General features: G+C 65.2%; 19 protein-coding genes. 14 read left to right on the top strand and 5 right to left on the bottom strand.

The window, feature by feature from the left end:
* The first annotated feature begins 11 nt into the window (after positions 1–11).
* Complete coding sequence (locus JV551A3_RS18705; protein ID WP_133971657.1) at positions 12–1,865, top strand: ABC transporter ATP-binding protein; 1,854 nt, start codon at positions 12–14, stop codon at positions 1,863–1,865.
* A gap of 232 nt (positions 1,866–2,097) precedes the next feature.
* Here the strand turns inward: JV551A3_RS18705 and JV551A3_RS18700 are convergent, their stop codons facing one another.
* Positions 2,098–2,925, bottom strand: a complete 828-nt coding sequence (locus JV551A3_RS18700; protein WP_133971655.1) for an IclR family transcriptional regulator — start codon at positions 2,923–2,925, stop codon at positions 2,098–2,100.
* Between the two features lie 248 nt (positions 2,926–3,173).
* Here JV551A3_RS18700 and JV551A3_RS18695 point away from each other — a divergent pair, with 248 nt between their 5' ends.
* From JV551A3_RS18695 to JV551A3_RS18665, 7 genes are read left to right on the top strand one after another with little or no spacing between them, the layout of a single operon-like run.
* Positions 3,174–4,193, top strand: coding sequence for an ABC transporter ATP-binding protein (locus JV551A3_RS18695; protein WP_133971653.1), 1,020 nt, complete (start codon positions 3,174–3,176; stop codon positions 4,191–4,193).
* A complete protein-coding gene (locus tag JV551A3_RS18690) occupies positions 4,190–5,059 on the top strand; it encodes an ABC transporter permease (RefSeq protein ID WP_013972117.1) in 870 nt (289 codons plus the stop codon). The genes JV551A3_RS18695 and JV551A3_RS18690 overlap by 4 nt, the downstream gene beginning before the upstream one ends.
* 4 nt (positions 5,060–5,063) lie before the next feature.
* Entirely contained in the window at positions 5,064–5,858 is a 795-nt protein-coding gene (locus JV551A3_RS18685; protein WP_025339622.1) for an ABC transporter permease, read from the top strand.
* Positions 5,859–5,872: 14 nt separating this feature from the next.
* On the top strand, positions 5,873–6,163 hold the full coding sequence (locus JV551A3_RS18680) for a (2Fe-2S)-binding protein (protein ID WP_112252182.1): 291 nt from the start codon (positions 5,873–5,875) through the stop codon (positions 6,161–6,163).
* On the top strand, positions 6,160–7,518 hold the full coding sequence (locus JV551A3_RS18675; RefSeq protein WP_133971651.1) for an FAD/NAD(P)-dependent oxidoreductase: 1,359 nt from the start codon (positions 6,160–6,162) through the stop codon (positions 7,516–7,518). The genes JV551A3_RS18680 and JV551A3_RS18675 overlap by 4 nt, the downstream gene beginning before the upstream one ends.
* On the top strand, positions 7,515–8,648 hold the full coding sequence (locus tag JV551A3_RS18670) for an NAD(P)/FAD-dependent oxidoreductase (RefSeq protein ID WP_133971648.1): 1,134 nt from the start codon (positions 7,515–7,517) through the stop codon (positions 8,646–8,648). The genes JV551A3_RS18675 and JV551A3_RS18670 overlap by 4 nt, the downstream gene beginning before the upstream one ends.
* Complete coding sequence (locus JV551A3_RS18665) at positions 8,645–9,688, top strand: ABC transporter substrate-binding protein (protein ID WP_112252185.1); 1,044 nt, start codon at positions 8,645–8,647, stop codon at positions 9,686–9,688. The genes JV551A3_RS18670 and JV551A3_RS18665 overlap by 4 nt, the downstream gene beginning before the upstream one ends.
* A 280-nt stretch (positions 9,689–9,968) precedes the next feature.
* Here JV551A3_RS18665 and JV551A3_RS18660 read toward each other — a convergent pair whose 3' ends face one another.
* Positions 9,969–10,739 carry an IclR family transcriptional regulator domain-containing protein gene (locus JV551A3_RS18660; protein ID WP_133971644.1) on the bottom strand — a complete coding sequence of 257 codons (771 nt, stop codon included), beginning with the start codon at positions 10,737–10,739 and terminating at the stop codon, positions 9,969–9,971.
* A 153-nt stretch (positions 10,740–10,892) separates the two neighbouring features.
* On the opposite strand from JV551A3_RS18660, the gene JV551A3_RS18655 reads away from it, so the two are divergent.
* The 5 genes from JV551A3_RS18655 (at position 10,893) to JV551A3_RS18635 (ending at position 16,965) form a co-directional block, all read left to right on the top strand.
* Positions 10,893–11,702, top strand: coding sequence for a shikimate dehydrogenase family protein (locus JV551A3_RS18655; protein ID WP_133971642.1), 810 nt, complete (start codon positions 10,893–10,895; stop codon positions 11,700–11,702).
* A gap of 4 nt (positions 11,703–11,706) precedes the next feature.
* Positions 11,707–13,440, top strand: a complete 1,734-nt coding sequence (locus JV551A3_RS18650) for an FAD-dependent oxidoreductase (protein ID WP_133971639.1) — start codon at positions 11,707–11,709, stop codon at positions 13,438–13,440.
* Positions 13,425–13,745 (top strand): NIPSNAP family protein, encoded by a 321-nt coding sequence (locus JV551A3_RS18645; RefSeq protein WP_013972108.1) that lies wholly within the window; start codon positions 13,425–13,427, stop codon positions 13,743–13,745. The genes JV551A3_RS18650 and JV551A3_RS18645 overlap by 16 nt, the downstream gene beginning before the upstream one ends.
* A 31-nt stretch (positions 13,746–13,776) precedes the next feature.
* Positions 13,777–15,456 carry an FAD-dependent oxidoreductase gene (locus JV551A3_RS18640; protein ID WP_133971637.1) on the top strand — a complete coding sequence of 560 codons (1,680 nt, stop codon included), beginning with the start codon at positions 13,777–13,779 and terminating at the stop codon, positions 15,454–15,456.
* Positions 15,457–15,639: 183 nt separating this feature from the next.
* A complete protein-coding gene (locus JV551A3_RS18635) occupies positions 15,640–16,965 on the top strand; it encodes an MFS transporter (RefSeq protein WP_133971635.1) in 1,326 nt (441 codons plus the stop codon).
* Between the two features lie 286 nt (positions 16,966–17,251).
* Here JV551A3_RS18635 and JV551A3_RS18630 read toward each other — a convergent pair whose 3' ends face one another.
* The 3 genes from JV551A3_RS18630 to JV551A3_RS18620 form a co-directional block, all read right to left on the bottom strand.
* Positions 17,252–18,067, bottom strand: a complete 816-nt coding sequence (locus JV551A3_RS18630) for a sugar phosphate isomerase/epimerase family protein (RefSeq protein ID WP_133971633.1) — start codon at positions 18,065–18,067, stop codon at positions 17,252–17,254.
* Between the two features lie 17 nt (positions 18,068–18,084).
* Positions 18,085–19,137, bottom strand: a complete 1,053-nt coding sequence (locus JV551A3_RS18625) for a Gfo/Idh/MocA family protein (protein WP_133971631.1) — start codon at positions 19,135–19,137, stop codon at positions 18,085–18,087.
* Positions 19,138–19,277: 140 nt separating this feature from the next.
* Positions 19,278–20,054, bottom strand: coding sequence for an IclR family transcriptional regulator (locus tag JV551A3_RS18620; RefSeq protein WP_133971629.1), 777 nt, complete (start codon positions 20,052–20,054; stop codon positions 19,278–19,280).
* Between the two features lie 195 nt (positions 20,055–20,249).
* On the opposite strand from JV551A3_RS18620, the gene JV551A3_RS18615 reads away from it, so the two are divergent.
* Positions 20,250–21,962, top strand: coding sequence for an FAD-dependent oxidoreductase (locus tag JV551A3_RS18615; RefSeq protein ID WP_133971627.1), 1,713 nt, complete (start codon positions 20,250–20,252; stop codon positions 21,960–21,962).
* Positions 21,963–22,190 lie beyond the last annotated feature (228 nt).

The following is a 22,190-nucleotide window of genomic DNA, read 5'->3' as shown; positions in this document are numbered from 1 at the left end:
CGGAGACAAGCATGTTTCGTATCTTTGAGCGCTGGCTCGACCCCTTCCCCCCTGACGAGATACCACCGCCACCGCTTGGCCTGTTGCGCTTCATGTGGGCCTGCACCCGGGGCGCGCGCGGCTACATCCTGGCGCTTGCACTGCTCAGTGCCGGGGTATCGATCTACGAAGCCTGGCTGTTCGCCTTCCTCGGCCAGGTTGTGGACCTGCTTTCGGCGTGGCAGGCCGGCGGTGCCGTCGGCGCCGAAGAAACCCGGGTGCTGTGGGGCATCGGCATCGTCCTGCTGGCCAGCATCGGGTTGGTGGCGCTGCGCACCATGCTTCAGCACCAGGTACTGGCGATCAACTTGCCGCTGCGCCTGCGCTGGGACTTTCACCGGCTGATGCTGCGCCAGAGCCTGTCGTTCTTTTCTGACGAGTTTTCCGGCCGGGTCACCACCAAGGTGATGCAGACGGCGTTGGCAGTACGCGATGTGTTGTTCACCATCATCGAGATCCTGCCCGGGATCGGCGTGTACTTCATCGCGATCATTGCCCTGGCCGGGGGCTTTGCCCTGAAGCTGATGCTGCCATTCATTGCCTGGGTGGTGCTGTTCGGCCTGGCCATGCTGTATTTCGTGCCCCGCCTGAGCAAGGTAGGCCAGGAACAGGCCAACGCCCGGTCATCGATGACCGGGCGGGTTTCCGACGCCTACACCAACATCACCACGGTGAAACTGTTCTCGCACTCCAATCGCGAAGCGCACTTCGCGCGCGCAGCCATGGAGGACTTCAAACAGACCGGTTTTCGCCAGATGCGTCTGGTCAGCCAGTTCGAAATCGTCAACCAGGCGCTGGTGGTGGGCCTGATCATTGCCGCCGGTGGCTATGCGCTGTGGCTGTGGCACCAGGGCCAGGTCGGCACCGGGGCGGTGGCGGCGATCACCGCCATGGCCTTGCGTATCAACGGCATGTCCCACTGGATCATGTGGGAGATAACCTCGCTGTTCGAAAACATCGGCACCGTGCAGGACGGCATGGCTACCCTCACCCGCGGCCCCAAGGTAAAGGATGCACCGGGCGCCACCGAGCTGGTGACCAAGGGGGGCGCGGTGAGCTTCGACAAGGTCGGCTTCAACTACAACGGCGAGCGCCAGGTGCTCGACGACCTGAGCCTGCACATCCGCGCGGGCGAAAAGGTCGGCCTGGTCGGCCGCTCCGGCGCCGGCAAGTCCACCTTGATCAACCTGCTGCTGCGCTTCTACGACGTGGACCGAGGGGAAATCCGCATCGACGGGCAGAACGTGGCCATGGTCACCCAGGACAGCCTGCGCAGCGCCATCGGCATGGTCACCCAGGACACCTCGCTGCTGCACCGCTCGATTCGCGACAACATCGCCTATGGCCGCCCCGATGCGACCGAGGCGCAGATCCGCGCCGCTGCGGCCAATGCCCAGGCCGATGGTTTCATCAGCCAGCTCAGCGACCGCCAGGGCAACAGCGGTTACGACACCTTGGTGGGAGAGCGCGGCATCAAGCTGTCTGGTGGCCAGCGCCAGCGCATCGCCATTGCCCGGGTGATGCTGAAGAACGCGCCGATCCTGCTGCTGGACGAAGCCACCAGTGCGCTGGACTCGGAAGTGGAAGTGGCCATTCAGGAAAGCCTGGATGAAATGATGCAAGGCAAGACCGTCATCGCCATCGCCCACCGGTTGTCGACGATTGCCGCCATGGACCGGCTGATCGTGATGGATGAAGGGCGCATCATCGAGCAAGGCACCCATGCGGAACTGCTGGCGAAGAAAGGTACCTATGCACGCTTGTGGCAGCACCAGAGTGGCGGGTTCCTGGGTGAGGACCAGGGCGTGGTCGAGGCGATGGAATAGCTGTACCGCATCACGCCTCTGGCGTGCGCGGCCCCTTGTGGGAACACCGACTTCCGGGCATGCACAGGATCAGTAGGAGCAGCCTTGTGCTGCGAAGAGGCCGGAACGGCAAAAAATCCTCTTTGCCGGTAATGGCCTCTTCGCAGCACAAGGCTGCTCCTACAGGCAATGAGGCAACCTGAGGGGGCAAGACAGTTGCGTCCATAATAGCCCGCGGACCCATGGGAATGGCTTAACCAAACACATGCGAAGGCCGGCGCAGCACTGGGTCGAACGGGTTGACCCGCTCGCCAATCGCCGCCGCCTCGCGCTTGAGCAGTGCCACCACGGTCGGCATGCGGTTGGGGCCCAGGCGGTCGCTGATGGTCGCCACGCTCAGGGCCGCCACCGCATGGCCGTTACGATCGAGAATCGGCACCGCCAGGCCGGCCATGCCATCGAGCACTCCGGTGTTGCGCCCGGCATAGCCGAGGCTGCGCACATTGTCGATTTCGGCGCGCAGCATGACTTCGTCGTAATGGTGGAAATCCTTCAGCCGCGGCAGGTTGTAGCGGATCACCTCGTCGCGCTCCTCCTCCGGCAGGAAGGCCAGGATCGCCAGGCTGCCCTGCCCCACTCCCAAAGCTACACGGCCGCCAATATCGCCAGTGAAGGTACGGATCGGGTATGGCCCTTCGCTGCGGTCCAGGCACACCGCATCGAACCCCGAGCGCGCCAGCAGGAACAGCGAATCGCCCAGCGACGCCGACAGCCGCAGCAGGCTGGGGCGCACCACATCGCGCAGGTTGCCGGCTTGCCCGGCCTTGGCCGCCAAGGCAAAGAAATCCAGGCTCAACCGGTAACGCTTGCTGGTCACGCACTGGTCGACCATGCCTTCTTCAATCAGGCTGCGCAGCAGGCGGTGAGTGGTGGGCTGCGCCAGGCCAACCCGCTGCGCCAGCTGGCTGACCTTCTCGCCGTCGCCGCCGCATTCTCCCAGCGCACGCAACACGGCGAACAATCGCGACACCGCACTGACACCTACTTCCTTGGCCTGCGCATTTCGTTTATTGGAATCCATCTTTCGTCCAACCCTTAGAAATTCCATTGAGCGGAATAATTTCAAAATAGCTGTCACTCAGTGAAATTACCCTTTGTCGCCATCCTAATCATTGCCCTACTCTCCGGTCCATAGGGCGATATCACAACATCGGCCGCCGCCACAGAAGCGAGCGCCAACGTCCGTAAAAGCTTTGCTTTTGCCGCTGGCGCTCTGCCCACCCTGAAACTGCCGGTTGACCCCGGTTCCGTTTGCGATGGAGCACAGCCATGACCTTTCTGTTGATCGAAAATCTTTGCAAGCGCTATGGCGCCACGGAGGCAGTGGCCAGCTCGTCACTGGCCATCGAGAAAGGCGAGTTCGTCTCCCTGCTTGGCCCTTCGGGCTGCGGCAAGACCACCACCCTGCAAATGATTGCCGGCTTCGTCGAGGTCACCAGCGGTCGCATCGTCCTCGACGGCCGCGACATCACCCACGCCAAGCCGGCCAGCCGAGGCCTGGGCGTGGTGTTCCAGAGCTACGCACTGTTCCCGCACATGACCGTACGCGACAACGTCGCCTTCGGCCTGCGCATGCGCAAGGTGGCCAGCGCCGAGATCGCCCGCCGGGTCGACCAGGCCCTGGCGCTGGTGCGCCTGGACAAGCATGCCGAGCGCTACCCACGCGAGCTCTCCGGCGGCCAGCGCCAGCGTGTGGCCCTGGCCCGCGCACTGGTGATCGAACCTCCGGTGTTGCTGCTGGACGAACCGCTGTCCAACCTGGACGCCCACCTGCGTGAAGAAATGCAGTTCGAGATATGTCGCATCCAGAACGAGGTCGGCATCACCACCTTGATGGTCACCCACGACCAGGCCGAGGCCTTGTCGATCAGCGACCGGGTAGTGGTGATGGAAGCCGGGCGCATCACCCAGGTCGATGACCCCTACCGCCTCTACGAACACCCGGGCACACCCTTCATTTCCGACTTTGTCGGCAAGGCCAACCGCCTGCGCGGCGCAATCGGCCCCGGCGGGCAACCGCAGGCCAATGCCCAGGGCCCGCTGACCCTCAGCCTGCGCCCGGAAAAGATCAGCCTCGGCCCGGCCGGTAGCGGCAAGCTCGCAGGCCGCATCAGCTGCCGCTACTTCCTCGGCAGCCAATGGCTATATCGGGTCGACACCGCCCTGGGCAACCTGGCCGTAGTGCGTGCCAACGACGGCAACAGACCGCTGGATGAAGGCACACAGGTCGGCCTGGACTGGAACGATGCCCTGCTGCGGGTACTGAATGCTGGCGAGGTGGCGGCATGAGCGCGGCAAAGCTGCGCAGCAGCGCCTGGGGCTATGGCCTCAGCAGCCCGGCGCTGCTGTTGTTCCTGGCCTTGCTGGTAGTGCCACTGGGGCTGACAGTGCTGCTGTCGTTCAACGCATTCGACTACAGCAGTGGTATCCAGGCCGGCCAGTACACCCTGGGCCATTACCTGAGCCTGGTGACCGACACCTACTACTACGAGATCTTTTTCCGCACCTTCTGGATCAGTGCCCTGGTCACCCTGCTGTGCGTGCTGATCGGCATTCCCGAGGCCTTGGTGCTCAGCCGCATGGGCGCGCCGTGGCGCTCGATCTTCCTGATTCTGGTGCTGACCCCATTGCTGATTTCGGTGGTGGTGCGAGCCTTCGGCTGGAGCCTGCTGCTGGGCGCCGACGGCCTGGTCAACCAGGGCATCACTGCCCTCGGCGGGCAGCCGGTGAAGCTGCTGTATACGCCCTTTGCAGTGATCATCGGCCTGGTCCACGTGATGCTGCCGTTCATGATCATCCCGGTGTGGACCTCGCTGCAGAAGCTCGACCCTGCCGCCGAGCAGGCTGCGCTATCGCTGGGCGCCAGCCAGTGGACGGTGTTCCGCCGCATCGTGCTGCCACAGATCATGCCCGGCGTACTGTCGGGCACGTTGATCGTCTTCGGCCTGGCCGCCAGCTCGTTCGCCATCCCCGGCCTGCTGGGCGGGCGCCGGCTGAAGATGGTCGCCACCATGATCTACGACCAGTACCTGGCCGAACTGAACTGGCCGATGGGCGCCACCATCGCCGTGGCCCTGCTGCTGATCAACCTGCTGGTGATGCTCAGCTGGAACCGGCTGGTCGAACGCCGCTACAAACGCGCACTTGGAGTCTGAACAGATGACCCGTAACGGCCCGCTGGCCCTGTCCTTTCACGCCCTGGTGATGCTGTTCATGCTCGCCCCGCTGGTGGTGGTGTGCCTGGTGGCATTCACCCCGGAAAACACCCTGAGCCTGCCCACCGCCGGCTTCTCGCTGCGCTGGTTCAGCGCTGTGTTCGAGCGTGCCGATTTCCTCGATGCGTTCTACAACAGCCTGAAACTCGCGGCCCTGGCTGCCTCGCTGGCCACCTTGATCGCCGTGCCGGCGGGCCTGGCGATCACCCGCTACAGCTTCCCCGGCCAAGGCTTCCTCAACGGCCTGCTGCTGTCACCGATCATCATCCCGCACCTGGTGCTGGGTGTGGCCTTGCTGCGGCTGTTCGCCCTGCTGGGGGTCAATGGCAGCTTCGCCTGGCTGGTGTTCGCCCATGTCGTGGTGATCACCCCCTATGTGCTGCGCCTGGTACTGGCCGCAGCCATCGGCATCGACCGCAGCGCCGAACAGGCCGCGCAAAGCCTGGGTGCTGGCCGGGTCACGCTGTTCTGCAAGGTCACCCTGCCGATGATCCTGCCCGGCGTGGCCGGCGGCTGGCTGCTGGCGTTCATCAACAGCTTCGATGAAGTGACCCTGTCGATCTTCGTCACCTCGCCTGCCACCCAGACCCTGCCAGTGCGCATGTACGTATACGCCACCGAGTCCATCGACCCGATGATGGCCGCCGTCTCGGCGCTGGTGATCGCCGTCACGGCCCTGACCATGGTCGCCCTGGACCGTGTGTATGGCCTGGACCGCGTGCTGGTGGGCAAGCAATGACAAGGAATGCCCCTATGCCCCTGTTCAAGCGCGTGGCCGAACACGACCGCGAGCCTGTGCCCTTCCTGCTCGACGGCCAACCGGCCAAAGGCATGAGCGGCGATACTTTGCTGACCGCGATCCTGACCAATGCCGGGCACCTGCGCGGTAGCGACTTCAGCGCCGAACCACGCGCCGGCTTTTGCCTGATGGGCGCCTGCCAGGACTGCTGGGTACGCCTGCAGGATGGCCGCCGGGTACGCGCCTGCTCGACCTTTCTGGAACCAGGCCATTGCGTGACCCGCGACCCGGGGCGCCAGCCATGAGTGCGATCGTGATCATCGGCGCCGGCCCGGCCGGCATCCGCGCCGCGCAAACCCTGGTCGCCCACGGCGTACGCCCGGTACTGCTGGACGAAGCCAGTCGCGGCGGCGGGCAGATCTACCGCCAGCAACCAACCAACTTTCGCCGCCAGGCCAAATCTCTGTATGGCTTCGAGGCCGGCAAGGCCCAGGCGCTGCACAGCACCCTTGAACAGTTGCGCGAGCAGATCGACTATCGCCCCGAAACCCTGGTGTGGAACGCCGAGGAGCAGGTGCTGGACACCCTGCACCAGGGTCGACTGGCCGACCGCCTGGCGTTCGACCGGGTGATCGTCGCCACCGGTGCCACCGACCGGGTATTGCCGATACCCGGCTGGACTCTGCCTGGGGTCTATACCCTGGGCGCTGCGCAAATAGCGCTGAAGTTCCAGGGCTGCGCGATCGGTGAACGGGTGGTGCTGGCCGGCAGCGGTCCGCTGCTGTACCTGGTGGCCTACCAGTACGCCAAGGCTGGTGCCACGGTCAGCGCGGTGCTCGACAGTTCACCCTTCAGCGCCCAGGTGCGTGCCCTGCCACGCCTGCTTCTGCAACCGGGCACCTTTGCCAAGGGCCTGTACTACCGCGCCTGGCTGGCCCGCAAGGGTGTGCCGGTGCACCAGGGCGTGACCCTGCTGGGTATCGACGGCGATCAACGCGCCAGCGGTGTGCGCTGGTCGCACGATGGCCAGCAACACGACCTGCCGTGCGACGCCGTGGCATTCGCCCACGCGCTGCGCAGTGAAACCCAACTGGCCGACCTGCTGGGTTGCCAGTTCGCCTGGAACGTGCTCAACCGCGCCTGGCTGCCAGTACGTGATGCCCAGGGCCGGGCCAGCAGCCCCGGCGTGTACCTGGCAGGCGACGGTGCTGGCATCCTCGGTGCCGACGGTGCCGAGATGAGCGGAGAACTGGCCGCCCTGACACTGCTGGCCGACCTCGGCAAGCCCGGCAACCCGCAGCGCCAGCAGCAACTGCAAAAGCGCCTGGCCACCCTGCTGCGCTTCCGCCAGGGGCTGGAGCAGGCCTTTCCTTTCCCCGAGCAGTGGGCCCGGCAGGCCCCGGACCAGCTCACCGTGTGCCGCTGCGAGCAGGTAAGCGCCGGGGAAATCCGCGCCACCGTGCGTGCCGGCCACTGGGAAATAAACCGGGTCAAGGCCATGTGCCGAGTCGGCATGGGCCGCTGCCAGGGCCGCGTGTGTGGTGCCGCTGCCGCCGAGTTGATCGCCTGCGAAAGCGGTCGGGCCATTGACCAGGTCGGGCGCCTGCGCGGCCAGGCACCGGTGAAGCCCCTGCCTTTCGGCCTGGAGATAAAACCATGAAGCTGATCGAAGTGGACGCCATCATCGTCGGCGGCGGCATCGTCGGCAGCAGCGCTGCCTTGGCCCTGGCCCGCGCTGGTCGGCAAGTGGCATTGCTGGAACGCGACTTCTGCGGTTCGCATTCCAGCGGGGTGAACTACGGCGGTGTGCGCCGCCAGGGCCGCTCGTTGGCCCAGTTGCCGCTGTCGATGCGCGCCCATGCCATCTGGGGCAATCTGCGCGAATGGATCGGCATCGATGGCGAATACGCCCGCAGCGGCCACCTGAAGCTGGCACGCAGCGAAACCGACTTCGATGCCTTGAAGGCCTATGCCCGGCGCACCCAGGCTTTTGACCTGCGCCTGCAATTGCTTGAACGACGCGAACTGCGCCAGCGCTTCCCCTGGGTGGGCGATATCGCCGTCGGCGCCTCGTACTGCCCCGAGGACGGCCATGCCAACCCACGGCTGGTGTCACCGGCCTTCGCCCAGGCGGCCAGGCGCAGCGGCGCCCAGGTGCATGAGCAGTGCAAGGTGCTGGAGGTGGGACACGACGGCCACCGCTTCAGCGTACACACCAGCAGCGGCCAAGGCTTCAAGGCGCCCTGGCTGTTGAATTGCGCCGGCGCCTGGTCGGCGCAACTGGCCGAGCGGTTCGGCGAGCCGGTGCCGCTGACCGCGGCCCACCCAGCCATGCTGGTCACCGAGCCGCTGCCGCTGTTCATGACCGCCAGTACCGGGGTCGAAGGCGGCGGCATCTATGCCCGCCAGGTGGCGCGTGGCAACTGCGTGCTGGGCGGCGGGCGCGGTTTTGCCCTGACCCCGACCACTGCACGCCCAGGCCAGGCCGCAGTACTCGACATCCTGCGCAACGCCACCGAACTGTACCCGGCACTGGCCGGCGCCCAGGCCATTCGTACCTGGAGCGGCACCGAGGGCTACCTGCCCGATGACGAACCGGTGCTCGGCCCCAGCCTGCACCAGCCTGGCCTGCTGCATGGCTTCGGCTTTGCCGGTGCCGGCTTCCAGATAGGCCCGGCTGCCGGTGAAGCATTGGCGCAATGCGTGGTGCACGGCGCACCGGCAATCAGCCTGGCGGCCTTTTCCATCAACCGTTTTCAGCCCAACCACCACAAGGAAAACCTGTCATGACGCACAAGCAACGTTTGCTCGCCCTGTTCTGCACCGTGCCCGGCCTGTTCGCCTGCCTGCCCGCCATGGCCCAACCCACGTTGTACCTGGGCATGAACGGCGGCACCATGGAGCGGTTGTTCAGCGACAACATCCTGCCCAGGTTCGAGCAGGCCAACGGGGTGAAGGTGGTGATCGTCCCCGGCACCTCGGCGGACATCCTGGCCAAGGTCCAGGCCACGCCGAACAAGCCGTCGATCCATGTGATGGTGCTGGATGACGGCATCATGTACCGCGCCATCGGCATGGGCCTGTGCAGCACGCTCAAGCCCAACCCGACCTTGGCCCAGTTGCCGGAAAAGGCCCTGATCAAGGACAAGGCCGCTGCAGTCAGCCTGGGCGTGACCGGGCTTGCCTACAACAGCCGCCTGTTCAAGGCCAACGGCTGGGCAGCGCCCACCTCGTGGAACGACCTGGCCGACCCGCGCTTCAAGGACAAGGTGGTGTTCCAGTCGATGGCATCGTCCACCTTCGGCCTGCATGGTTTCCTGATGTACAACCGCCTGCACGGCGGCAGCGATACCGACGTCAACCCGGGCTTCACGGCCTGGCAGAAGAACGTGGGCCCGAACGTGCTGGAGTACATTCCCAATTCGGCCAAGCTTTCGGAAATGGTGCAAACCGACGAAGCCGCGCTATTCCCGCTCACCCCCACCCAAGTGACGGCGCTGAAGCTCAAAGGCATCCCGGTGGAGTACGCTGCGCCCAAGGAAGGTGCCGTGGTGCTCAACCAGGCCGAATGCGTCACCGCCAACAACGACCAGCCGGAGCTTGCACAAAAGCTCGCCGAATTCCTGCTCAGCCCCGAGGCGCAGTCGCCGGCCCTGGAACTGGGTGACCAGATCCCGTCCAACCCCAACACGCCCACCAGCGACAAGACCCGCGGCCAGGTCGAAGCCATGCAGACCTACCTGCAGACTGCCGTGACCATCGACTGGGACCAGGTCAACACCCAGCGCCCCGAATGGAACGCGCGCTGGAATCGCCAGATCGAGAGATAAGCCAAGGGCCTGGTCGCTCCCACAGGTATCGGGACCAATACGTGATCCGTGCGCCCAGTCCTTTGGGCTGCGCGGTCACGCACAGAGCGGAGTACACAAGCGGTCCGCGTACCCTGTGGGAGCGGCTTTAGCCGCGAAGAATCCAGCGCGGTGCATGGCACCGGCTACGCCGGTGTTCGCGGCTGAAGCCGCTCCCACAGGGGCCCTGCTGATTCAATGAGTCAGGTGCAGTTCCATGAGAGCGGGTTTACCCGCGAACACGCCCCCAAACCCTGACGCCTCAATCCAGCACCGGCCGCAACAATGCCTGGGCTTCGTACAGGGTCGGCAAATACCGCAAGCGTATTTCATCCACACTCAACCGCGAAGCATGGGTGGTGATAGTCAATGTCGCTTTCAGCCTGCCAGCGCGGTCCAGCAGTGGCACACCCAACACGCGCATGCCGATTTCATACTCCTGGTCCACGATACAGAACCCCTGCGCCCTCACCCGTAGCAACTGCGCCTCCAGCTGCAACCGGTCCGTCAGCGTATAAGGCGTCAACCCCCGCAGCGGGTTACGCGCAAAGTACGCATCCCGTTCCCCCTCATCCAGCCAGGCCAACCAGATGCGCCCGCCGGCGGTGCAATACATCGGCACCCGCGAACCCGGCCGGATCGACAACGAGGCCACATGGCTGTAGCGGCTGCGTACCAGGTGAATGATCTCGTCACCATCACGGGTACCCACCGACACATGCTCCTGTGTCTGCCGCGCCACCTGCTCGACGATCGGCCGCAGCATGCGCGGCAGTTTTGCCGAGTCCACATATGCCTGGCCGAGGCGCAACGCCTTGGGCGTGAGCCAGTACTCACGGCTGTCGGTTTCGGCAAACCCTTCGTGCACCAAGGTCAACAGAAACCGCCGCGCGGCACTGGGGGTAAGGCCGGACAACCTGGCCGCCTGCGGCACGCTCAGGCGCGGCTGCTCGGCGCTGAACAGCTGCATCAGCGCCAGGCCCTTCTGCAAGCCGGCGATCAAATCACGGGGATGGATAGCGGGGGTGTTCATCTAGTCGACTCGCAAGCAGACAAAAACAGCCGATTACCGCGATAACCGGACCAAGGCTGCGATTATCGCATCAAACGCCCGATCAGCGCATTGTTGCCCACACCCCCTTGCCTCACCCTTGGCCTGCATAACAACGCCAATAAGGAGGTCAGCATGATTCGTGGTTCCACTGAACTGGTCGCCATCGTCGGTTCGCCCATTGCCCAGGTGAAGTCCCCCGAAAACTTCAACACCTGGTTCGCCAACAACAACTGCAACCTCGCCATGCTGCCCATCGACTTGCATGAGGCTGCACTGGATACCTTTGCCGGCACCCTGCGCGGCTGGCAGAACTTGCGCGGTTGCGTGGTCACCGTGCCATACAAGCAGGCCCTGGCCAGCCGCCTTGACGGCTTGAGCGAGCGTGCAGCCGCGCTGGGCTCGGTCAATGTGATTCGCCGTGAGCATGACGGGCGACTGCTGGGCGACAACGTGGACGGCGCCGGCTTCCTCGGTGCTGCGCGCAAACATGGCTTCGAGCCAGCAGGCAAGCGTGCGTTGGTGATCGGTTGTGGCGGGGTCGGCAGTGCCATCGCCTATGCACTGGGCGAAGCCGGCATCGCCAGCGTCACCCTCAGCGACCCCAGCACAGCGCGCATGGCCGCTGTGTGCGAGCTGCTCGGCAATGCCTTCCCCATGATCGAAATCGCTACCCGGGTCGACGAACTGGAGGGTTTCGATCTGCTGGTCAACGCCTCCCCTGTCGGCATGGGCGGCAGCGCGGAGCTGCCGCTGCCTGCCGCCCTGCTCGCCACCTTGCAAGCCGAAACCCTGGTCGCCGACGTGGTCACCTCGCCCGAGATCACCCCGCTGCTGAAGCGGGCACGCCAGGTCGGCTGCGCGGTCCAGACCGGCCCGGAAATGGCCTTCGCCCAACTCGGCCACCTGGGCGCCTTCATGGGCGTCACGCCGCTGGAGATCTGAAGCCATGCCGACGCATGAACATGCGCAACACAACTTTGACCTGGTCGTGCTGGGCAGCGGTGCCGGTGGCTTTACCGCTGCCGCCACGGCCGCACGCCATGGGCTGAAAGTGCTGGTGGTGGAAAAGGCCGAAAACTTTGGCGGCACCTCGGCGATTTCCGGCGGGGCGGTGTGGCTCTACGGTACCGATCAAGCCCGCGCCGCCGGTGCGGTGGACTCCCCCGAGGCCATCCGCACCTACCTCCGGCAGGTCATTGGCGACGGCTACGACGCCGCCTTGGTCGACACCTTCATCGAGCAAGGCCATCAGGCGCTGCGCTGGCTGGAGCAGAACACCGAACTGCGCTACGCCCTGCGCCCGCATTCGCCGGACTACTACCCGGACGCCCCGGGTGCCACCCAGTTTGGCCGGGCACTGGAGATGGTCGAGTACGACGGCAAGCAGCTCGGCCCGCACTTCAAGAACCTGCAGATGCCGCCGCCCGGCATGTTGCTGTTCGGCGGCATGATGGTCAACCGCGTGGATATCCAGCATTTTCTCAGTATTCGCCGCTCACCCCGGTCGCTGTGGCATTGCCTGAAGCTGATGGCACGTTACGCGCGGGACCGCCTGCGCCATCCGCGCGGCACGCGGCTTACCACCGGCAACGCCTTGATCGCCCGCCTGGCCAGCAGCGCCTTCGCCCATGGAACGCAGCTGTGGCTGCGCAGCGAAGCCCTGGAGCTGATCGTCGAACGCGGCGTGGTCACCGGCGTGGTGGTGCAACACGAAGGGCGCCGTGAACGAGTACTGGCCCGGGGCGGTGTGGTGTGCGCCATGGGCGGGTTCGCTGCCGGCGCGCTCGCCGACAGCTATCGGCCGGCCCGGCAAGCGCAGCACCTGACCATGTCACCGCCCACCAATGACGGCGCGGCCCTGCGCCTTGGCCAAGCCGTAGCCGCAGCCCAGGGCGAAGGCCTGGTGGCCAACTTCTTCTGGGCGCCTGTTTCCGAACTGCGCCATGCCAGTGGCGAGCATGAACGCTTTCCGCACCTGGTCACCGACCGCGCCAAACCGGGCGTGATCGCGGTAAGCCCGGACGGGCGACGTTTCGTCAACGAGTCCGATTCCTACCACCACTTCGTGCAGACCATGTTCGCCAAAGGCATTGCCAGTTGCTGGCTGGTCTGCGATGCCGAGGCGATGAACCGCTACGGCCTGGGCCTGGCAAGGCCAAAGCCGGTGGACAACCAGGCATTGATCGATGCCGGCTACCTGCACCGCGCCCCCACAGCGCAGGCCCTGGCCGAGGCCATTGGCGTCGACCCACAGGTGTTCATGCAGACCCTGGAGCAGTTCAACGCCGACGCCCGCAACGGCATCGACCGCGCGTTCGGCAAAGGCGGCAACAGCTACAACCGCTACATGGGCGACCCGCAACACACGCCCAACCCATGCCTGGCGCCGCTGGTCAGCGGCCCGTTCTACGCCATCCGCATCCACACCGGCGACCTCGGCTCGGCCCGCGGCCTGGTGACCAACGCCCAGGCCAACGTGCTGAACCGCGATGGCCAGCCGATTGCCGGGTTGTATGCAGTCGGCAACGACATGAACTCACTGATGAAAGGCACCTACCCCGGCCCCGGTATCACCCTGGGCCCCGCCCTTACCTTCGGCTGGCTCGCTGCCAACCACATCGTCGCGCGCCTGCAGGCGCCAACCACTCACATGGAGACTCAAGCATGTACTACGAACTGAGAACCTACACCCTCGATCCACTGAAAATGGCCGACTGGCTGAGCCTGTACCAAAGCCACGCGCTGGAGGTGCAAAGCGAGCATCTCGGTAACCTGGTCGGCTTTTTCACCAGCGAGTTCGGCGAGGTCAACCAGGTGGTGCATATCTGGGGTTATGCCAGTCTCGACGAGCGCATGGCACGCCGCGCAGCCATGGCAGCGGACCCGCGTTGGGCCGAGTTCTCACGGCGCAACCGCGAACTGGGCGCGGTGCTGCGCTTGCAGTCGCGAATGCTGCGGCCTACCGGCTTTTCGCCGCTGCAGTAAACACTCTTCCAAAGCCTGAGCGAAACCCACCATGCAATCCCTCGAATGTGACGTACTCGTCATCGGCTCCGGTGCCTCTGGCCTGGCTGCTGCCGTTACTGCCGCCCATCACGGCCTGCAGGTGATCGTCGCGGAAAAAGCCAGCCAACTGGGCGGCACCAGCGCCTGGTCGGGGGGCTGGTTATGGATACCGCGCAACCCGCTGGCCATTGCCGAAGGCATTGTCGAGACCGACGATGCCCCGGAGCGCTACTTGCGCGCGCAAACCCACGTCAACGAACTGGCCCCGCGCCAGCGCGCCTTCCTGCATCACGGCCCGGAAATGGTCGCGTTCTTCCAGCAACACACCGCCGTGCAGTTCCAGTGCGGCAGCCGCATGCCCGACATGCGCGATGGCGACGGCAGCACGCGCGGTGGCCGTTCGCTGTGCGCGCTGCCATACGACGGGCGCCTGCTCGGGCCCTGGCTGCGCAAGCTGCGCCCACCGCTGGACATCGTCAGCCTGGCCGGCATGGGCATTGCTGGCGGCGCCGACATGGCCGCTTTCTTCAACGCTACGCGCTCGCCCACGGCCGCGCTGCATGTGGGCAAGCGCCTGCTGCGCCATGGCCGCGATCTGCTGCTGCACCGGCGCGGCTTGCAACTGGTCAATGGCAACGCACTGGTGGCACGGCTGCTGCGCAGCGCCCTGGACCTTGGCGTGACGCTGCTGACCGACAAGCCGGCCAGCGGCCTGCTGGGCGAAGGCCGGGTCAGCGGCGCGCAGTTTGCCGACGGCCAACTGATTCACGCCCGCCGCGGTGTGGTTTTGGCCTGCGGTGGCTTTGCCCATGATCGCCAGCGCATCGCGCAACTGATGCCGCATGCACCGGATGGTGACCAGCACTACTCTGCCGCACCATGGGAAAACAGCGGTGACGGCCTGCGCCTGGGCGAACAGGCCGGTGGCCTGGTCCAGGCGACCCTGGCCCATGCGGGTGCCTGGGCACCTGTGTCGCGGGTACCGCGCAGCGATGGCAGTTTCGGCCATTTCCCGCACTTGATCGATCGTGCCAAGCCCGGTTTCATCGCCGTGCGCCGCGATGGCCGGCGCTTCGTCAACGAAGCCGATTGCTACCACGACTTCATGAACGCGCTGTTCGCCGCCACGCCGCAGGGTGAAGCGCCGCAAGCCTGGCTGATCTGCGACCATGCCGCGCAACGTCGCTATGGTATCGGCTGGGCCAAGCCCTTCCCTTTCCCCACCCGCCACTATCAACGCTGCGGTTATTTGCACAGCGGCCGCACGCTGGCGCAGTTGGCACAGCGCTGCGGGATCGATGCCGAGCAGTTGCAACGCACGGTCGACGGTTTCAACCGCCACGCGGCCAAAGGTGAAGATCCGCTTTTCCGGCGCGGTGTATCGGCCTACAACCGGGCGCAGGGCGAGCCGTTGCAAGCCCCCAATCCGTCGCTGCGGCCACTGCTGCACGGGCCGTTCCACGCTGTGAAACTGTTGCCGGGCAGCCTGGGCACCTTTGCCGGCCTGGGCACGGATGCCTCGGCCCGGGTACTGGACCGCGAGGAACGGCCGATCCCCGGGTTGTATGCGGTGGGCAACGACATGGACAGTGTGATGGGCGGGCATTACCCAAGTGGCGGTATTACCTTGGGGCCGGGGATGACATTCGGTTATCTGGCCGCAAGAGCGTTGAGTACCTTGACCGCCTGAGTCTGCCTTGCTTCGCCTGCAGGCCCAACGCAACCGTTCGGTAACCGAACATTAGCCCCTACCTTGAATTGACGCTGCCGCCTCCACTGCTCACCATGCACCGGCCTTGCGTGCCCCCTGCCTGGGGCTTGGTCACGTACCCGTAGCACCGCAGTCAATACAATTTCAAGAAATGAGCAGTTTATGAACCACTCCAGGATCACCCCCGCCGCCCCCCGGATGCCCCAGGGTTCGATCGGCGACAAGCTTCGCGGCGCCTTCGGCGTCGGCAAGACCCGTTGGGGCATGCTTGCCCTGGTGTTCTTCGCCACCACCCTGAACTACATCGACCGTGCCGCGCTGGGCATCATGCAGCCGGTCCTGGCCAAGGAAATGAGCTGGACGGCGATGGACTACGCCAACATCAACTTCTGGTTCCAGGTCGGCTATGCAGTCGGCTTCCTGCTGCAAGGCCGGCTGATCGACAAGGTAGGAGTAAAACGCGCGTTCTTCTTCGCCGTGCTGCTGTGGAGCCTGGCCACCGGCGCTCACGGCCTGGCCACCTCGGCCGCTGGCTTCATGGTCTGCCGCTTCATCCTCGGCCTGACCGAGGCCGCCAACTACCCGGCCTGCGTGAAGACCGTGCGCCTGTGGTTCCCGGCTGGCGAGCGGGCCATCGCCACCGGCCTGTTCAATGCTGGCACCAACGTCGGCGCCATGGTCACGCCGGCCCTGCTGCCGCTGATTCTGGCCGTGTGGGGCTGGCAGGCCGCGTTCATCGCCATGGGCAGCCTGGGCCTGGTGTGGGTGGTGCTGTGGGTGCTGAAGTACTACAACCCTGAAGATCACCCGCGCGTGCGCCAGAGCGAGGTGGAGTACATCCAGCAGGATGACGAGCCCGAGCCGACCCGCGTGCCGTTCAGCCGCATCTTGCGCCTGCGTGGCACCTGGGCCTTCGCGGTGGCCTACGCGATTACCGCACCGGTGTTCTGGTTCTACCTGTACTGGCTGCCACCGTTTCTCAATCAGCAATACAGCCTGGGTATCAACGTGACCCAGATGGGCATCCCGCTGATCATCATCTGGCTGACGGCAGACTTCGGCAGCATCGGCGGCGGCATCCTGTCTTCCTGGCTGATCGGCCGTGGCGTGCGCGCTACCACGGCGCGGCTGGTGTCTATGCTGATCTTCGCCTGCACCATGGTCAGCGTCATCTTTGCAGCCAACGCCAGTGGCTTGTGGGTCGCGGTGGCGGCCATTTCGTTGGCGGTGGGCGCGCACCAGGCATGGACGGCGAATATCTGGAGCCTGGTGATGGACTACACGCCCAAGCACCTGGTGAGCACAGTGTTCGGTTTCGGCAGCATGTGCGCTGCGATTGGCGGGATGTTCATGACGCAGATCGTCGGCAGCGTGCTGACCGCGACCAATAACAACTATGCGGTGTTGTTCACCATGATCCCGGCGATGTACTTCCTGGCGCTGGTGTGGATGTACTTCATGGCACCGCGCAAGGTCGAGAGCGCCTGAGCGCGCTGGTCACTTTCCTCTACGGGGCAGCGCCTGAGTCAAGACATACGCTGTACCTGTGGGAGCGGCTTCAGCCGCGAAGAATCCAACGCGGTGCCTGGCACCGGCTGCGCCGGTGTTCGCGGCTAAAGCCGCTCCCACAAGGGCTCCACAGGGCTCAAGACATGCGCTGTACCTGTGGGAGCAACTGTCTTGCTCAATTTCTAAAAGCTGGCGCGATCCCTGTGGGAGCGGGCGTGCCCGCGAACACGGGCGGTAGCCCGTGCCAAGCGCCGCGTTCTATCAATCAGACTCTGGCCAACACTGCCACCGCCTTCTCCAGCGCCATGCGCGCGCGCTGTTCGCCGCTCATGCCCTGTTCCAGCAACTGCCGTGTGGGGATCTCCAGGCTCAACGGCACACTTGGCGGCAAGCCGCGCAGCAAGCTGACCAGATCGGCATCGCCCTCGCCCGGGAAGCGCCGCTCGTTGCGTGCCTGGCGCAGGATCTCGTCCATGTCAGCCGGCACTGGGCCGGCAACGTCGCACAGCTGGGCATAGCGCATGCGCTGCGGCGCCAGTTGCGCCAGATCGTCCAGTGAAGAGCCAGAGCGGTTGAAGTGGAACGCATCCACCAGCACACAGCCATTGGCGCGGTCGGCGTTGGCCACCACCCGCATGGCCTGGCGCAGGTCACGCACATCCGTCCAGGGCATGAACTCCAGATGCGGATGAATGCCATACCCCGCCGCCAGGTCACACAACGCAGCAAAGCGCTCGGTCAGCCGCGCTTCATCAGGGTCGTTGCCTGCCACCAGCAACTCCGTGCCGCCCAGCTCGGCGCCCACCGCCAGGATCGGCTCGAAATCGGCTACGCAGGTTTCCGGCTTCAGCCTCAGGATCTCGAGATCCAGCACCTTGATACCTGTGTCGCGCAGGCGCGCCTGGGTCTGCCGGCGCAGGTCGGCGTCGGCCACCAGCGGAAAATGCTGCTCCTGCTCGGTGGCGGGCACCAGGCGCAGGCCTACATGGCTGTAACCGGCGCGGGCTGCTGCCTCGACCATGTCCGGCGGGGGCAGTTCGAGTACCGTCAGGGCCGCCAGGGAGAAAATTCGATCAGTCATTATCGTCACCAGACCAGTCAAGCAATGTGCTCGGGCGCACAGGCCCGGCCAGTTTCCGCTGCCAGGCGGATCGCCTCGATCAGCGCCAGGGTGCGACCACCGTCGGCGGCATCGATCAGCGGCGCCTGTTCACCCCGGGCAACCCGCACGAAGTGTTGCAGCTGCAAGGTCAATGCCTCGCCGGCGGGGATGCTTTCCTCGCTCTGCAACAGCGGCGTGTGCCAACCCGAGCCGACCTCGGCGTAGTGCCAGCGCTTGAGTTGCGGAATGCTCAGGGCCCCTTGGGTGCCAGCCAGCAGGTAGCACGGCTGGCCATCCTGGCGTGGGTAGACCGGGCTTTCGCCGGAATCCAGCTCCCAGCTCCACGGCGCGGCCACCGCGTCGGAGCCGGTCAGGCTGCCCAATGCGCCATTGGCGAACTGCAGTAGCACCGCGGCGCTGTCTTCGTTGGCAAAACCGCGCACATCGTTGCGGGTGAATGCCTGCACCTGCACCACTTCGCCGCACAGGTGGCGCAGCAGGTCGAGGTCATGGATCAGGTTGGTCAGCAAGAAGCCGGCGCCCGGCTCGCGGCGCCACGGGGTTTCGAAATAGCTGTCGGGCTTTTGCAACTGCCACAGTGCGGTGACGTTGATCAACCGGCCCAGCTTGCCGTCGGCAATCACCTGGTGAGCCTTGGCGATCAGCGGGTTATGCCGGCGGTGATGGCCGACCAGCACCGGTACATTGTGGCGGCGCGAGGCTTCCACCAGCGCGCGGACTTCATCCAGATGCACGCCCACCGGTTTTTCGACCAGCACCGGTACACCAGCTTCGACGCAATCCAGGGCGGTGGCGACATGCAGGTTGTTCGGGTTGGCGACGATCACTGCCTCAGGGCGTGCGTGCTCCAGCATCTGGCGATGATCGGCATAACAGGGCACGCCACATTCAGCGGCAAACGCCTCGGCCTGCTGGCCCGGGTCGGCCACAGCGCACAGTTGGGCCTGCGGCACATCGAGCAAATGCTGGTAATGCTGGCGACCCATGATGCCGGCGCCGATCAAGGCAATACGAAGGGGTGCGTTCAACAGCCTGTCCTCTTGTCATTGTTGTCATGAAGATTCCGGAACCGTATTCCACAATCCACATTGAACAATTTAGAACCAGGTTCAACTTTTCAGAAGAAGCCGTGGAATAGAGTGTGCGGTAATCGACCGGAAATGCACCTTCAGGCGAACAACTCACTGGCCCGGCTGGCCGCCGACAGTTCCTCCGCCGCCGCCAGCAACAGCGGCGCCAGTTCTGCCAGGCGGCTTTGCGCCAGGCGCGCACTGGGCCCGGCGATGCTCAGCACACCGATCACCTCGTCACCTTGCGGGCGGCGTACCACCGCAGCCAGGGCCGAGGTGCCGATGGCCGAGGTTTCCTCGACCCAGGCAAAACCGCGCTCGCGGGCGCGGCGCAGGTAGGCGAGCAACTCGTCGGTGGAGCGCGGCGCATTCGGGCCGAACTGGGCCGGGTCGGCAATGCCCTGGCGCAACACCATCTGCAGCGCCTGCTCATCATCCAGGCTGGCCAGCCAGGCATGCCCGGACGCGGTATAGAACAGCGGTGCGTCGCGGCCCATGTCCGGGTCGTAGCGCAACCCGGAACGGGCGCCCTGGGACTTGGCGATCCAGGTCTGGCGCGTGCCGTCGATCACGCCAAGGCGCACCAGTTCGCCGCTGTCCTGGGCCAGGCGGTCGAGAATCGGCTGAATGATGTCGGCACCACTGCTGGCGAGGTATCGGAAGCCCAGCGCTACCAGCTTGGCCGATAGCTGGTAGCGGCTATTGTCACGGTTCTGCCGCACGTAGCCCAGCCGCACCAGCTCGGTAAGCATGCGATGGGTGGCGCTCTTGGGGATATCCAGGCGCTCGGCCAGGGTTTGCAACGGCAGCCCCTGCGGCTCACCGGTAAGGCTTTCTACAAGACTGAAGGCGCGTTCGATCTGACTACCAGCCATGACTCAGGTCCCTGAAAATTTTTGCGAATTCTAGAAGATGATTCCATATCGCTGATAGCCACCGCGCCCAGGGCGGCAGGAATTGTCCGGTTATCGCCCATTTCTTGCCCGGGAAGGCCGCCATACCCTTGCGTGCCGATTCACTGCCGCCAAGAATGTGGAACCTTGTTCCAATAACAATACAGGAATCCCGCAATGCCTTCCGCTCCTTACGAAACCGAATGCGATGTACTGGTCATAGGTTCTGGTGCCGCCGGGCTGGCTGCGGCCGTGACGGCTGCGTGGCATGGGCAGAAGGTGATCGTAGTGGAGAAGGAACCAGTGTTTGGCGGCGCCACCGCCTGGTCCGGCGGCTGGGCCTGGGTGCCGCGCAACCCGCTGGCACGCCGGGCCGGCATCGAGGAAGACATCGAGCAGCCGCGTACCTACCTGCGCAATGAACTGGGAGCGTATTACAACGCCGAACGCGTCGACGCCTTCCTCGAAGCCTGCCCGCACATGGTGGCGTTTTTCGAAAAGCACACGGCGCTGCAGTTTGCCGACGGCAACGGCATCCCCGACATGCATGGCGACACACCGGGCGCGGCCCAGGGCGGACACCAGGTGATTGCCGAGCCCTATGACGCCCGCGAGGTGGGTGCACTGCTACCACGCCTGCGCAAGACCATGCGCGAAACTTCGTTCATGGGCATGCCGATAATGGCGGGTGCCGACCTTGCCGCGTTCCTCAACATGACCCGCTCGCCCAAGGCCTTGCTGCACGTGTGCAAACGCTTTGGTCGCCACCTGTACCACCTGGCCCGGTATGGCCGGGCGATGCACCTGGTCAACGGCGTAGCGCTGGTGGCCCGCCTGGCCAGGTCGGCGCAGGACCTGGGCGTGCAGCTGCAGGAGTCGGCACCGGCCAAACGCCTGTTGGTCGAGGATGGCCAGGTGCGCGGGGCACTGGTGGCTACACCACAGGGCGAGCAACTGATCCGTGCCAAGGCCGTGGTGCTCGCGGCGGGTGGTTTCCCCAACGACAACGCCCGGCGCCGGCAACTGTTCCCGCGCGATGCCAGCGGCCACGACAACCTGGCCCTGCCCCCCAAGGGTTGTTCGGGCGACGGCCTGCGCCTGGGCGAGTCGGCCGGCGGTGTGGTCGCCACCGACCTGAAGTCGCCGGTGGCCTGGGCGCCGGTTTCGCGAGTGCCGCACCGCGACGGCAGCGTTGGCCACTTCCCGCACATCATCGAACGCGGCAAGCCGGGCATCATCGGCGTGCTGGCCGACGGCAAACGTTTCGTCAACGAAGCGCATGGCTATTACGACTATGTATCAGCGATGGTCGCTGCGGTGCCGCAGGGCGAAGAGGTGTGTTCGTGGCTGGTCTGCGACCACCTTTTCCTGCGTCGCTACGGCCTGGGCCACGCCCGCCCGGCGCCGCTGCCGGTGTGGCCGCACGTGCGCAGCGGCTATCTCAAGCAAGGGGCCACCCTTGAACAGTTGGCCCAGGCCTGCGGCATCGACCCGGGAGGGTTGCGCGCCACGGTCAGCGACTTCAACGACCATGCCCGCAACGGCCAGGACCCGGCGTTCGGCCGTGGTTCCACGCCGTTCAACCGCAAGCAGGGCGACCCGCAGCACAAAGGGCCAAACCCTTGCGTGGCGCCCATCGAGCATGGGCCGTTCTATGCGGTAAAGGTACAGCCCGGTTGCTTTGGCACCTTTGCCGGGCTGCGCACCGACGGCAATGCCCGGGTGCTGGATGCAGCTGGGCAGCCGATTGCAGGCTTGTATGCAGCGGGTACCGACATGGCCAGCGTGTTTGGCGGCTGGTATCCGTCGGGTGGCATCAACCTGGGCCCGGCCCTGACCTTTGGCTATGTGGCCGGGCGGCATATTGCCGGGGCGCAGGGGTATGAATGAGGTGAGCGATCACTGATGGCCATGCCCTGTTCCTCATGGACGGCGCAATTCCTGTAGGAGCGGCCTTGTGTCGCGAAAGGGCCGCAAAGCGGCCCCGGCGTTTTTGCGGTGATGCACAGATCGTTGGGGGCGCTTTGCACCCCTTTCGCGACACAAGGCCGCTCCTACAGGAAACCGCGCCTGCCTTCGATGTGCCTAGTTCGGCATCATCCATCAGCGCCTTGGCCA

Origin of the sequence: Pseudomonas inefficax (assembly GCF_900277125.1) — a bacterium.
Classification (GTDB): domain Bacteria; phylum Pseudomonadota; class Gammaproteobacteria; order Pseudomonadales; family Pseudomonadaceae; genus Aquipseudomonas; species Aquipseudomonas inefficax.
Note: the sequence above shows the minus strand (reverse complement) of the source record. Positions and strands in the feature narration are given on the sequence as shown.

What these genes read in the sequence shown, in the direction of transcription:
- JV551A3_RS18705 (WP_133971657.1), top strand. Translation starts at nt 12, where the DNA reads ATGTTTCGTATCTTTGAGCGCTGGCTCGACCCCTTCCCCCCTGACGAG.
- JV551A3_RS18700 (WP_133971655.1), bottom strand. Translation starts at nt 2,925, where the DNA reads ATGGATTCCAATAAACGAAATGCGCAGGCCAAGGAAGTAGGTGTCAGT.
- JV551A3_RS18695 (WP_133971653.1), top strand. Translation starts at nt 3,174, where the DNA reads ATGACCTTTCTGTTGATCGAAAATCTTTGCAAGCGCTATGGCGCCACG.
- JV551A3_RS18690 (WP_013972117.1), top strand. Translation starts at nt 4,190, where the DNA reads ATGAGCGCGGCAAAGCTGCGCAGCAGCGCCTGGGGCTATGGCCTCAGC.
- JV551A3_RS18685 (WP_025339622.1), top strand. Translation starts at nt 5,064, where the DNA reads ATGACCCGTAACGGCCCGCTGGCCCTGTCCTTTCACGCCCTGGTGATG.
- JV551A3_RS18680 (WP_112252182.1), top strand. Translation starts at nt 5,873, where the DNA reads ATGCCCCTGTTCAAGCGCGTGGCCGAACACGACCGCGAGCCTGTGCCC.
- JV551A3_RS18675 (WP_133971651.1), top strand. Translation starts at nt 6,160, where the DNA reads ATGAGTGCGATCGTGATCATCGGCGCCGGCCCGGCCGGCATCCGCGCC.
- JV551A3_RS18670 (WP_133971648.1), top strand. Translation starts at nt 7,515, where the DNA reads ATGAAGCTGATCGAAGTGGACGCCATCATCGTCGGCGGCGGCATCGTC.
- JV551A3_RS18665 (WP_112252185.1), top strand. Translation starts at nt 8,645, where the DNA reads ATGACGCACAAGCAACGTTTGCTCGCCCTGTTCTGCACCGTGCCCGGC.
- JV551A3_RS18660 (WP_133971644.1), bottom strand. Translation starts at nt 10,739, where the DNA reads ATGAACACCCCCGCTATCCATCCCCGTGATTTGATCGCCGGCTTGCAG.
- JV551A3_RS18655 (WP_133971642.1), top strand. Translation starts at nt 10,893, where the DNA reads ATGATTCGTGGTTCCACTGAACTGGTCGCCATCGTCGGTTCGCCCATT.
- JV551A3_RS18650 (WP_133971639.1), top strand. Translation starts at nt 11,707, where the DNA reads ATGCCGACGCATGAACATGCGCAACACAACTTTGACCTGGTCGTGCTG.
- JV551A3_RS18645 (WP_013972108.1), top strand. Translation starts at nt 13,425, where the DNA reads ATGTACTACGAACTGAGAACCTACACCCTCGATCCACTGAAAATGGCC.
- JV551A3_RS18640 (WP_133971637.1), top strand. Translation starts at nt 13,777, where the DNA reads ATGCAATCCCTCGAATGTGACGTACTCGTCATCGGCTCCGGTGCCTCT.
- JV551A3_RS18635 (WP_133971635.1), top strand. Translation starts at nt 15,640, where the DNA reads ATGAACCACTCCAGGATCACCCCCGCCGCCCCCCGGATGCCCCAGGGT.
- JV551A3_RS18630 (WP_133971633.1), bottom strand. Translation starts at nt 18,067, where the DNA reads ATGACTGATCGAATTTTCTCCCTGGCGGCCCTGACGGTACTCGAACTG.
- JV551A3_RS18620 (WP_133971629.1), bottom strand. Translation starts at nt 20,054, where the DNA reads ATGGCTGGTAGTCAGATCGAACGCGCCTTCAGTCTTGTAGAAAGCCTT.
- JV551A3_RS18615 (WP_133971627.1), top strand. Translation starts at nt 20,250, where the DNA reads ATGCCTTCCGCTCCTTACGAAACCGAATGCGATGTACTGGTCATAGGT.